Origin of the sequence: Spiroplasma endosymbiont of Melieria omissa, from assembly GCF_964031175.1 — a bacterium.
GTDB lineage: Bacteria > Bacillota_I > Bacilli_A > Mycoplasmatales > VBWQ01 > Spiroplasma_E > Spiroplasma_E ixodetis_A.
Genome location: NZ_OZ035012.1, coordinates 930,040 through 942,798 on the forward strand (window position 1 = coordinate 930,040; position 12,759 = coordinate 942,798).

At 25.3% G+C, this 12,759-nt stretch carries 12 protein-coding genes and 1 pseudogene; 9 read left to right on the plus strand and 4 right to left on the minus strand.

Annotation, left to right across the window (positions count from 1 at the left end):
- Entirely contained in the window at positions 1–1,239 is a 1,239-nt protein-coding gene (locus tag ACQH26_RS06195) for an IS256 family transposase (protein ID WP_425383069.1), read from the minus strand.
- Between the two features lie 152 nt (positions 1,240–1,391).
- Here ACQH26_RS06195 and ACQH26_RS06200 point away from each other — a divergent pair, with 152 nt between their 5' ends.
- From ACQH26_RS06200 to ACQH26_RS06210, 3 genes are all read left to right on the plus strand, one after another.
- Positions 1,392–1,901, plus strand: coding sequence for an IS3 family transposase (locus ACQH26_RS06200; protein WP_425381960.1), 510 nt, complete (start codon positions 1,392–1,394; stop codon positions 1,899–1,901).
- Between the two features lie 462 nt (positions 1,902–2,363).
- Positions 2,364–2,723, plus strand: a complete 360-nt coding sequence (locus tag ACQH26_RS06205; protein ID WP_425381961.1) for a helix-turn-helix domain-containing protein — start codon at positions 2,364–2,366, stop codon at positions 2,721–2,723.
- 40 nt (positions 2,724–2,763) lie between these two features.
- On the plus strand, positions 2,764–3,252 hold the full coding sequence (locus ACQH26_RS06210; RefSeq protein WP_425381862.1) for an IS630 family transposase: 489 nt from the start codon (positions 2,764–2,766) through the stop codon (positions 3,250–3,252).
- A 255-nt stretch (positions 3,253–3,507) separates the two neighbouring features.
- Here the strand turns inward: ACQH26_RS06210 and ACQH26_RS06215 are convergent, their stop codons facing one another.
- The gene (locus ACQH26_RS06215) at positions 3,508–4,890 is read right to left on the minus strand and encodes an MFS transporter (protein WP_425381962.1); all 1,383 of its coding nucleotides are present in this window, start codon (positions 4,888–4,890) and stop codon (positions 3,508–3,510) included.
- Positions 4,891–5,322: 432 nt separating this feature from the next.
- Between ACQH26_RS06215 and trxA the strand changes: the two genes are divergently transcribed.
- Both trxA and ACQH26_RS06225 read left to right on the plus strand, forming a co-directional pair.
- Positions 5,323–5,664 (plus strand): thioredoxin, encoded by a 342-nt coding sequence (trxA, locus tag ACQH26_RS06220; RefSeq protein ID WP_425381963.1) that lies wholly within the window; start codon positions 5,323–5,325, stop codon positions 5,662–5,664.
- Between the two features lie 10 nt (positions 5,665–5,674).
- Complete coding sequence (locus tag ACQH26_RS06225) at positions 5,675–6,499, plus strand: HAD family hydrolase (RefSeq protein ID WP_425381964.1); 825 nt, start codon at positions 5,675–5,677, stop codon at positions 6,497–6,499.
- Between the two features lie 301 nt (positions 6,500–6,800).
- Here ACQH26_RS06225 and ACQH26_RS06230 read toward each other — a convergent pair whose 3' ends face one another.
- A complete protein-coding gene (locus ACQH26_RS06230) occupies positions 6,801–7,898 on the minus strand; it encodes a hypothetical protein (protein WP_425381965.1) in 1,098 nt (365 codons plus the stop codon).
- A 268-nt stretch (positions 7,899–8,166) separates the two neighbouring features.
- Between ACQH26_RS06230 and glpO the strand changes: the two genes are divergently transcribed.
- The 4 genes and pseudogenes from glpO to glpK all read left to right on the plus strand — a co-directional run bounded on the left by glpO (position 8,167) and on the right by glpK (position 11,532).
- The gene (gene glpO / locus ACQH26_RS06235) at positions 8,167–9,279 is read left to right on the plus strand and encodes a type 2 glycerol-3-phosphate oxidase (protein ID WP_425381966.1); all 1,113 of its coding nucleotides are present in this window, start codon (positions 8,167–8,169) and stop codon (positions 9,277–9,279) included.
- An 18-nt stretch (positions 9,280–9,297) separates the two neighbouring features.
- Positions 9,298–9,471, plus strand: coding sequence for a hypothetical protein (locus ACQH26_RS06240; protein WP_425381967.1), 174 nt, complete (start codon positions 9,298–9,300; stop codon positions 9,469–9,471).
- On the plus strand, positions 9,465–9,935 hold the full coding sequence (locus ACQH26_RS06245) for an MIP/aquaporin family protein (RefSeq protein ID WP_425381968.1): 471 nt from the start codon (positions 9,465–9,467) through the stop codon (positions 9,933–9,935). The genes ACQH26_RS06240 and ACQH26_RS06245 overlap by 7 nt, the downstream gene beginning before the upstream one ends.
- A 25-nt stretch (positions 9,936–9,960) precedes the next feature.
- Positions 9,961–11,532: pseudogene (gene glpK / locus ACQH26_RS06250) on the plus strand (glycerol kinase GlpK).
- A gap of 558 nt (positions 11,533–12,090) precedes the next feature.
- Here the strand turns inward: glpK and ACQH26_RS06255 are convergent.
- Complete coding sequence (locus tag ACQH26_RS06255) at positions 12,091–12,417, minus strand: hypothetical protein (protein ID WP_425381969.1); 327 nt, start codon at positions 12,415–12,417, stop codon at positions 12,091–12,093.
- Positions 12,418–12,759 lie beyond the last annotated feature (342 nt).

Below are 12,759 nucleotides of genomic sequence, written 5' to 3' on the forward strand. Positions count from 1 at the left end.
CTAGTTCAGATTAATTCTATCTTCAAATTTTATCATAAAATGAGCAATTGCTGTATTTCAATTTTGAATGGGCATTGTTCATTTTTTTGTTATATTTTCAATTGCTAAGTAAAATATTTTGAAAACTGCCATATCATTAGGAAAAACTTTTTTATTTCTGATAACTTTTCGTAATTGACTATTAACAGATTCAATAGCATTTGTAGTATAAATCACTCTTTTAATTTCTGGTGGATAACTAATAAAAACCATTAAATTATCTCAATTTTTATATCAAGATTTAGTAATTTGCGGATATTGTTTATTTCATTTACTTTCAAATGATTCTAAAGCTTGCATTGCTTGTTCTTCACTACATGCACTATAAATTGGTTTTAAATCTGCAACTAAGGTTTTTCGATGTTTGTATGAAACATATTTTAAACTATTTCTAATTTGATGAACTATGCATAATTGATGTTCAGTTTTAGGATAAACTGCTTGTATTGCTTCTGACATGCCTGTTAAATTATCACTACAAGCAATCAAAATATCATTTAAGCCTCGATTTTTCATTTCTGTAAAATTAGCTAGTCAAAATTTAGAACCTTCATTTTCACTAATTCATAAACCTAAAACATCTTTTTTGCCTTCTAAATCCACTCCTAATGCTATATAAACTGATTTGTTAATAATGCGTTTATCTTGCCGTACTTTAACTACTATACAATCAAAATAAACAATAGAATAAATACTTTCTAATGGTCGATTTTGCCACGCCTTGACATCATCTATCACATCATCAGTAATTTGACTAATAACACTTTCACTAATATCTGCACCATGATATAACTCTTGCAACTGCATTCTAATATCTGATAAAGTCATTCCTTTGGCATATAGTGAAAGAACTTGTTGATCAAAGCCATCAAATCTTCTCTGTCTTTTTGCAACTATTACAGGAGTAAAATCACTATTACGATCTCTTGGTACATTAATTTCAATTTTACCTTGTTGAGTTATTAATTTTTTTGAACTTATACCATTACGAGCATTTTCACTATTACTATGTTGATTTTTTTCATACCCTAAATAATTTTGCATTTCAGAATTTAACATCTTTTCTACTAATCTTTTTGTTAATTCTTTATATAATCCTCCTTCTTTAAATACTGTTGTTAAATCTTCAGTATTTTCTAGTAATAAATCTACTGCTTTTGATATTGGATCATTATTATTAATACTTTGTTTTTTAGCCATCTGTAACTCACTCTTTCTAGTCATTTAATTATATTTACTAGAATTAATTAAACATAGTTATTTTTGTAAGTTACACAGATTACTAAACATTACCTAAATTATCATTCAAAAATCATAATAACAAAGTAAATGATGAAAAAATCACTAATCTTGTGAATAGAAACTTTAATAATAGGCTTAAAAATGAAGTTATTGTCAGTGATTTAACTTATGTTCAAGTTAATGGTAAATGAAACTATATTTGCTTATTAATTGACCTATTTAACCGCGAAATTATTGGACATAGTGTAGGTACTAGAAAAGATGCCTTATTAGTACATCAAGCATTTATGCAATCAAATCGCTGTTTAAAAGATATTCAAATATTTCATAGTGATTGTGGTAATGAATTTAATAATAAAATTATTGATAAACTTTTACTAGCATTCAATATTACTCGCTCTTTAAGCAAAAAAGGTTGTCCTTATGACAATGCTGTTGCTGAAGCAACTTTTAAAACTTTCAAAACTGAATTTATTAATGATAAAAATTTTAGATCATTAATCCAATTAAAATTAGAATTATTTGATTACATCAATTGATACAACAACATAAGAATCCACAGCACTTTAAACTACTTAACTCCAGTTAATTATCAAAAACAAATGTCTACCAAAAAATAGTCCTAAAAAGTATTGCCATTCCAATATTTTAATTTTCTTTTTAAAGAAATATAGGTTTTATTTTGAAATTTTAATATTTGTGTTAAATGTTCTATTTATATGTTTCTATATTAATTCAATTTGATTATATTTCTTGATTTTATTCCAATATCTCTTTTTAATAGAACTATTTAAATTAAAACTAAAAGTTCATAATATATATTTTTTATATATAAGAAATTATTGTTTTACTTACAAAGAATAATTGAATCAACTAAATTTCATTTTTTCTATCAATATGTAAAAGAAAAACCCCATAAATAATATATTGTAATTTCATTAAATAAAAAATAAGAATATATATAGCTAACTAAAGTAATATTTACTCATAAATAATGTAAAATAATAATATGTAATTTAAACAGTTTTTGAATTTAAAAGTACAATTCAGCAATAATTAAAATAGATTAGGAAGATTAAATTATGCCAAAACCATACAGTGAAGACTTACGAAGAAAAGTAATAGAAGCTTATGAAAGTAAAAATATGAAAATTAAAGAAATTTGTAAAGTGTTCAATATCACTAGAAAGACTTTATTTTTATGAAGAAAAAGAAAAAAAGAAACTGGGCATATAAAACCAATTTTGAATTATCAAAAAGGACATAGCCACAAAATAAAGGATTTAGATGAATTAAAAAATTATTTAGCAGAAAATAAAGATGTTACAGTTCAAAAAGTAATTGATAAATTTGGAAATATGAGTAAAGAAACAGTTTATAACTATTTTAAAAAACTAAATTATACATATAAAAAAAACTTTTCTATATGAACAAAGAGATAAAAATAAACAAGAAGATTTTTTAAAAGAAATAGCTAAAATAATGAATGAAGATTTAGTATATATTGATGAATCTGGAATTGATGATAATGAATTTTATAAATATGGTTGATCTGAAAAAGGTAAAAGATTATTTGATAATAAACCCGCATATAAAATAAAGAGAATGAGTATAATTGGTTCACTAAATAAAGGTAAATTAAAAGCCTTATGAGCATTTGAAGGACATTGCAATAGTAAAATTTTTGAATCATATGTTAAAAATAAACTAATTCCAGTATTAAAGCGTGGACAAATTATAGTTTTAGATAATGCAACGTTTCATAAATCTAAATTAACACAACAATTAATTGAAAATGCTGGATGCAAACTATTATTTCTTCCGCCATATTCTCCTAATTTAAATCCAATTGAACATTTTTGATTTGCTATAAAACATAATATAAGAAAAATATTACCAAATTATTGACCAAATATTAAAAAAGCGATTGATTTTGTTTTTCAAGATATGAGTAAACATTACTTTAGTTAGCTATAACTAGATTTATTTTAAAATAACAATATATTTTTCCTTTTTATAAGACATTACAAAAAAACATAAAAAAACTACTTAGTAAAAATAAAAAATAATACTAGTAGGCTAATAACCAATAATTTTGTGTGTCTTAAATTTATTATAACACCGCAACTTTGAAAATCAATAAAATTTTATTAATTTTATTATTAAAATATCATTTTAAATAAAAAAAATTAGCACCATAATAAGGGTGCTAATTTAATAATATTTTTATAATATTTTATTATCTTGATTTTTTGTTCATAGTAAAGCTAATGAAATAATAGCAGCAGCAATACAACCATAAAAGTAATAAAATACATAATCTCAGTTTTCATTACCAATACCAGCAATTACTACTTTTGAAAAAAGAGCATCACCAAGAAAATAACCAGATAATCCTGTAAATCCTGAAGCAGTAGCGGCTGCTTTCTTATTTGTTAGTTCAATAGCAGTAGCACCAATCATCGCTTGTGGCATATAAACACCAAAACCAGCAATCATTAAAGCAGTAATAAGCATAGGCATATTACCACGAGGAGCAACTTGCAATAAAACCAGTCCACAAAGTGCAATTAATAATCCAAATATCATTAATGGTGCTTTACGATTATTAAAAAATCACTTAGCAAAATATGCTGCAGAAATACCACCAAATAAACCAGATAATTCAAAACAGGCAGCAAATCACTTACTATGTTTTAAATCTAAACCATGAACATCTTTCATTAAAATTAATGTTCATCCTGCCAGTCCTTGTCGTACAACATATACTCAAATATTAGCAAATGCTAATATTCATAAAAATTTATTTTTTAAAATATACTTTACAAAAATTTCTTTTCAATTAAGTTCTGCTTTTTCTTCTTTATGTTCTACAACACCTTTTCATTTTTCAACAGTAGGTAACCCTTCTGCTTCGGGGCGATCACGTAATCCTCATAAACATAATGGAATCATAGCTAAAGCAAAAATACTAGGAATTCAAAAATATAAACCATAAATTGTTCCACCCGGATCAAGTACTGTTACTAAAGAAATAACAACAACTGGTAATAAAGCAGCACCAATATTTTGTCCTGAGTTTCAAATTCCAATACGTCCTGAACGTTCTTTATCAGTAAATCAATGAGAAAATAGTCTAGCTGTAGCTGGTCAACCCATACCTTGGAAAACAGCCAACATCGCAATCAAACTCAACATCATTACAAATGGGCCAACACTAATTTTAGTTCCAGCAAAAGCAACTACACCACCCATAATAATATTTAAAATAGAAGAAACAAATAATCCAACAATCATGATTACTCTTCCTGAACTACGGTCAGCGACATTTCCAACAATAAATTTAGCACCACCATAAACAACGGCAAAAATTGTTCCCATTAAAGCATACTCCATTTTAGTTATGCTACCATTGCTTTCTAAAGCAGAACCCGCTACTGTATACGCTTGACGAGTAAAGTAGTAAAGAATATATGATAAAATGCTAAAACCAAAAACTTGATTACGTAAAATAATAAATTTTTTATTAACTTGTTTTAAGTCTTCACTAAAAATTTCTTTTTTTGCAGGTGGCTTAAAAACACATGCAAGTCTATTAAAAACAAACATTTTTTTACTCTCCTTCTAAAAGGATGCATAAATTATAGTAACCCAAATAACCTGCTCTTAAAAACTTAATATAAACATACTTTAACACATAGGTTTTTACAATTTTTGTTTTTGTGGAAAAATAAATAATATTAAAAATTAAAAAATAACTCTCTACCAAACTATTTTTTTGAAATACCATAAATAAATATTAACTCTACACCTTTTAAAATTCATTTACATTTATTTATTAAACAGTTTTATAAAATGTACCAATAATTTATTTATCCCCTTCTCAAATTGTTTAGTCCTAACCTATATATTTCAGATTATAACAGATATATTCTAAAATTGAAAAGATATTTCTTTAATTTTATCGTTTAATGTTTTAAAAATTAAAACTAATGATAGAATTAAACCATAAAATAAATTAAAAGAAAAGGTAGTGAACACATGCATAATGAAAGCAAAATACAACATATTAATTCTATAAAAGAAGTTGAGCAACTTTTACAATCAAAAAAAATAACAGTAATTGATTTTTCAGCAGAATGATGTGGTCCTTGTAAAATGTTAGGGCCTAGATTTGAAAATGTTGCTAATGACGAAAAACACAAAAATATTAATTTTATTAAAGTTGATGTTGACAAAGCTAAAGAACTAGCAAAAGAGTATGAAATCCAATCAATTCCAACATTAATTTATTTTAATAAAGAAGGAAAAGAAGTTAAAAAAACTTTTGGTTTAGTTTCTGAAAAAGATATGACTAATATTATTGAAGAAATAGGAAAATAAGGTATTTATAATGGCTATTAAATTAATTGTTCTTGATCTAGATGGAACTTTATTAAAAAGTAGATGAAAAATTCATCCTAAAAATCTAATTGCAATTCAAAAAGCATATCAAAAAAATATTAAAGTTATTATTGCAACAGGAAGAGCACCAAGTTCAACCATTGATATTGCAAAAGCATGTTTAATGCACGAAAAAACCGGTCATATTATTTGTTATAATGGTGGTAACATCCTTGATATTACTAATGATAATAGATTAGATATATTATATGAAAAATCATTAACAAAAGAGCAAATACAAACAATAGTTAAATTTGCTAATAAAAATAATTTAGCAATGTGAGGATATAGTACCGATAATAAAACAGGCTTAATTAATCGCAGATCACTAAAAGTTAAAATTATGGAAAATTTTAATAACCTACCAACTAAACAAATTGATGAGAATACCGATGAGGGTATGTATAAAATTTTATTATTTTGTAAAAAGAAAAAACAAGTTAATCCAATTTTAGAACAATTAAATACTATAAAAGATTTAGAACTTGCTACTTCTTCTCATAGTGTTATCGAAATTAATCCAATTGGTGTTAATAAAGCTGCTGCTGTACAATTTTTATGCAAAAAATGAAATATTACTCCCGACCAAGTACTAGCTTGTGGTGATGGTATGAATGATTATAAATTAATAAAGTGAGCTAAATATGGTATTGCAATGCAAAATGCTCATCCTAATTTAAAAGAAATAGCATATGATGTTACTAGTAAAAATACTTGTGGTGGTGTTGCAAAAGCTATCAATAAATATGTATTTCCTAAATCAGAGTTTGAATAAATAATAGTTTAATTTTTTAATTCAATATCCTTTATACTTAACTAAATATTTTTATTTTTAATTTTTCTTAATTAAACTTATTTATTTAACTGTTAAACACATCAATTATTTCATTGCAGAAATAAAAGACACATCGTTTATATTTATATTAGAAGTTAAACTTTTAGTTCCTCCACTAGCACTTTCTTCTATTTCTATATTTAAGTAAACATTATGATCATCATGTCAAATATTAATTCAAATAGCTAAAGTTGCCCAATATAAAATACACTATCATGACTATAAACTTTAAATTGATTAGTTATAGTTTCCGTAATATTTTTTGTTGCAACACTCATATTACTTTTTTATCTGTCCCTCCTGGTGTTACTGCAGAAATAAAAGAATTATTATCAAAAGTAATAGTAGAAAAAATATTAGTAAAATCAGTTCAATTATTAGCATACTTCGTTCAATCATTAAATATAATTTTAGTATCACTTGTATATTCATTATTAGAAGAAGTACCGTTATAACTATCACTATATTTATAATTTAAATTTTTAGTAACTGGATCAGCATTTCATTTGTTATAATAAATTTCAATTAAATTATTATCATTATCAAAAATAAAGTTTAATGAATAGTTTTTGTCGCTAACATTAAATGGTAGATTATAAATAAAATTATAAATATCTTTATTATCAATAATTAAATCAATAATTTTAGTAACTAATTCATTATTAATTTGTTCTTTTAAACTATTTTGACTAATAAAATAATTAGCTAATTGTTGAGCAATCGTTTTATCAATTTTATTAGATAATGTTGCTTTAGCAATATAATATAGACCCAATGTTTCACTTAAATTATCACTATGTTCAACTTTATCAGCACCTGCTTGTTGTGAAATATCAATGTGTTTTTCAATTCCACCTTGCTGAATTAACTTTCAATCTTGATTATCACCACTAAAATAAGAAGTACTATATTCACTTTTACTATATGGATTATATGTATCTTTAATAGTAGTTACTTTTTTAGTATTATTCATTTCTTGTTTTGTATTTTCAATATCTGATTTATCTTTATCAGGAACAATGACTTTGGTATTATAAACTAGATTACCTGTTGTATCTACTAAAAAAGTATTTTGAGTATTGGCAAAAGTATAATTTTTTAATGCTGAAGTATCATAACTGTAAAACTTATAATCGGTTATTGATTGGTTAGTAATTCAATCACTAGTATCTAAAACATTTCATTGATTATTAAATAATGAATTTGTAGAATTCTTTATTGATGATTTATTTGTTAAGCTACTGTTATTAACAATATTATCATTAATACTATTAATAACAGTATTACTTGTTAAAGTTAATGTTGTTAATGTACTTAAAGTTATTAATAATTGTTTCATTCATATACCTACCTTTTAAATAATACAATTTTAATAATTAGATATCTTTTTATATATACTCATTAAAATTATAACGATATTGAACTTATATCGTTATTTATAATATAACACAAATTTTTCTTATTTTTTTTAATAAAATCTCATTTAAAAATGTTTAAAAATTAACCTAATATTTGGAATTAAGTTAATAATAAAAAAATATATTATAATTAAACTATACACAGATAGAACTTTTGTTCTTAATGATGTTTAGAGAGAGGTAAAAGTAATGGAATTTGATTTTGATGTTATTACTAGTGGTGCTGGTGTTATTGGTGCTGCTATTAGTGATGAATTATCAAAAAGAAACTTAAAAGTAGTTATTTTAGAAAAAAATTTAAGAATTGCCCAAGAAACATCAGAAGGAAATTCTGGAGTCATTCATGGTGAATTTGATCCAACACCAGGAAAACTAAATGCTAAATTAAATCTAGAGGGCAGAAAATTATATGAAAATGATTGATTTAAAAATTTAGATTTTCCATGAAAAAAAATTGATTCTTTAATACTTGCTTTTAGCAAAGAAGAAAACTCAGAAATACAAAAATTATATGCACGCGGTATTACTAATGGTCTTGCTAAAAAAGAATTATCAATATTAACAAGAGAAGAAGTAATTTCATTAGAACCTAATGTTAACCCAAAAGTTACTAGTGCACTACTTTGTTCTGCTTCATATGCTGTTGATCCAGTATTATTAACACAATCTTTAATTAATCGCATGATTAAAAATAAAGGACAACTAAAAGTTGATCATCAAGTAATTAATATTGAAACATTAAATTCAGGTTTTCGAGTTACTTGTTTAAATAATCAAAAAAAAGTAACTTTTACTTCAAAATATATTATTAATGCTGCTGGTCATTATGCTGATGATATTGCAAAGTTAATAAATTGTCAAGATTTCACTTTAAAAACTAGAAGAGGACAGTATTGTATTCTTGAAAAAACTGAAAATCATATTATAAATAATCACATTCTATTTATGATACCTACTATTCATGGTAAAGGAGTAATAGTTGCCCCAATGCTTAATGGTCATATCTTGGTGGGTCCTACTTCTCATGAAAATGTACCGAAAAGTGATACTAGATTAATTACAATTGAAGATATTAAACTTATTAATAAAATTGGTCTAAAAATTATTCCAACTTTAAATATTAATAAAACTTGTAAAGTAATTAGTGGTTCACGAGCAATTTGTGTTGAAACTGATGATTTTTTCATAAAATTTGCTAGTAATAATCCTAACTTTATTAATGTTGCTGGTATTAAATCACCAGGTCTAAGTTCAGCACCAGCAATTGCTTTACTAGTAGCAAATATGATAAAAAATATTTAATTTAAGGAGGAAAATATTATGCCAGAAGTCTCACAAGTAATTATTGATGAACTATTTGGCACATTTATCCTAATTTTACTAGAAAATTATGTTGTTGCCAACGTTTTATTAAAAAAACAAAGGGAGAAAATAGCGGTTGGCTTGTTATTTGTACTGGATGAGGATTTGCTGTTGCTATTGCTACAATGTTAAGTGGAATTTCAGGAGCACATTTAAATCCAGCTGTTACTATTGGATTATGAGTTGCTAATAAAAAAACAGCTTTTATTGGGGAAAACTTCCTTTATATTCCATTTTATATTTTATTTCAATTTTTAGGTGCAATGTTAGGACAATTAGTTGTTTACTTAGCATATTTTAAACAATATAACATTACTGAAGATAATAATAAAATTTTAGCAACTTTTGCAACAGCCCCAGCCGAACGTAGTTATATTTGAAATACTATAACAGAAATTATTGGAACATTTATGCTAGTTATGATTGTTTGTGCTACTATTGGTATTAAAAATTTAGTTATTAACTATAAAATATTTAATAGTGGTTCTGCGTTTATTACTGGACCTGCAACTGTTGGTATTGGTGTTATGGTTATTGGACCAATTTTAGGAGCAATTATTGCTGGTGGTTTAATTCAAGTAATTGAAATACTTTAATAAAAGTACAGAAAGGATAAATAATATGTCAGAAGAAAAAAAATATATTATGGCATTAGATGAAGGTACATCTAGTTGTCGTACTTTAATTATTGATAAAGAAGGAAAAAAATTACTGGTATCCATCAAATTTATATACCTCAGCATTACCCCCCCTCAATCAGGTTGAGTTGAACATGATGCACTTGGAATTTGAAATAATCAATTAACAACAATGCAACAAGCTTTAAATAAAAGTAATATTAAATCTAATCAAATTGAAGCAATTGGTATTACTAATCAACGTGAAACAACAGTAGTATGAAATTGTGATACAGGTTTACCAATTTATAACGCTATTGTTTGACAAGATCCCAGAACAGCAAATTACTGTGAAGAGTTAACAAAAAAAAGGATGAAAAGAAAAAATTCATAAAAAACCGGCTTACTAATTGATTCTTATTTTTCTGCTACTAAAATAAAATGAATTTTAGATAATGTTAAAAATGCACGTGAATTAGCAAAAAAAGGAAAACTAGCTTTTGGTACTATTGATAGTTGATTAATTTATAAAATGACAAACGGTATTGAAAATAATGTTGAAAAAACTAAACATGTTATTGACATTACAAATGCTTCACGAACAATGTTATTCAACATTAATACTAAAAAATGAGATGAAGAATTACTAGAATTATTTGATATTTCTAAAAATATGTTACCAGAAGTAGTTCCCAGTTCAGGTAAAATTGGAACTACTTATAAAGGAATGTTATTCCAAAATGATGAGCAAGAAATTCCTATTACTGCTGCAATTGGTGATCAACAAGCTGCATTATTTGGTCAATTATGTTTAACACCTGGTGAAATCAAAAATACTTATGGTACTGGTTGTTTTATTTTAATGAACATTGGAAATACTCCTTTTTTTTCAAAACAAGGTTTACTAACCACTATTGCTTATCAAATATCAGGCGAAGAACCAGTTTTTGCTTTAGAAGGTTCAGTTTTTATTGCAGGAGTTGCTGTTCAATTTTTACGTGATCAATTACGAATGTTATATCGTTCCGATGAAAGTCTATGATATTCACAAATTGTTGATCCTAAAGAAGAACAACGTATTTATGTAGTACCTGCTTTTGTTGGTTTGGGTGCCCCTTATTGAGACTCAACAGCACGTGGTGCTATATTTGGTTTAGAACGTGGTACGAAACGTGAACATATTGTTAAAGGTACCATTGAATCATTAGCTTACCAGTCACAAGATGTTATTCTGGCAATGCAAGCAGATGTTAAATTAAATAAAGATTTAAAAGATTTAAAAATTAAGATTAAAGTTGATGGTGGAGCAAGTAATAATTCATATATTATGCAATTCCAAAGTGACATTAGTCGTACTAATTTAATTAAACCTAAAAATACTGAGACTACAGCAATGGGTACTGCTTACTTAGCAGGACTTGCAATTGGATTTTGAAATATTAATGATATTAAAAAAATAAATAAAATTGAAAAAGAATATAAACCAATTATGACAGAAAAAAAAGCAGAAACTTTTTATAAGGGTTGACAAGAAGCAGTTAAAAGAACACGTGGTTGAACTACTTCTATTAAATAAAAATAACTGAATTGACAGTATAAAATAATTAAGTAAATTTACTTAATTATTTTATTTTGTTTTTTTTAGTTGTTAAGAATATAAATCTAATTCATCACTTAAAGTAAATACTACGCCAGCAAATTCTTGTGAAATATCTGAAGAAGAATCATTATTATCAAAGAATAAAACATCAAAATTAACTTGAATATAATATTGTCGTTTTTTGCCATTATCATAATCGTCATATTGATTATTAAATTGAATATTTCCAACTCCATATAAATATAAACTAGAATATCAATCTTTTACTGCTTTTTTAGAACCTGTTTAGGATCTTTTTTGATTAATTTTTAATAAAATTTATATTATAATGGTTATTTTATAATAAAAAATAGATTTTTAGTCGATAAGTTTTCAAATGATAAAATCTTTTTAACAAAAAAATGAAAAAGAAAATAAATTATTGGTTAAGTACCTATTTATAAATGATTATTTCTTGTTTTAGTTAAATTCTATTAAAAAGATCCTAAACAGGTTCTAATACTATTAGTACTATTAAATTGGATGGGTTACACTTTATTGGACACTAATTATGTAGACAAGTGAACAAATAACAGCACTCACAAAAACACAAATACCAAAATTTGCAATTGAACAAATACCTGCATTCACCAAAGAACAAATACCAGCTTTTACAGTAATACAAATACCAGAATTTTCAAAAATACAAATCAAAAACTTTTGATGATATCAAATTCAATTTTTTACTGAAAAACAAATACAAGCATTTACAAAAACACAAATACCAAAATTTGCAATTGAACAAATTCAAACACTGACAAACGAACAAATAACAGCTTTTACAGAAATACAAATACCCACATTTACTACAAAACAAATCAAAAAGTTTTGATGATATCAAGTTCAATCTTTTACTGAAAAGCAAATACAAGCATTTACAAAAACACAAATACAAACACTAACTAAAGAACAAATCCCACACTTCACAATCCAACAAATACCATTTTTTACAAATTTACAAATTACTTGACTTACAACTCAGCAAATTCAAGCACTCACAAACCAACAAATACAAGCGTTTACAAGAGAACAAATACAAGCATTTTTTTGACCATATCAAATTAAAGCATTTACTCCAAAACAAATTAAAACATTTAATTTAGAACAAATCAAAGCATTTTGACCAGAGCAAATTTCAGAATTTACAGAAGAACAAATACAAGC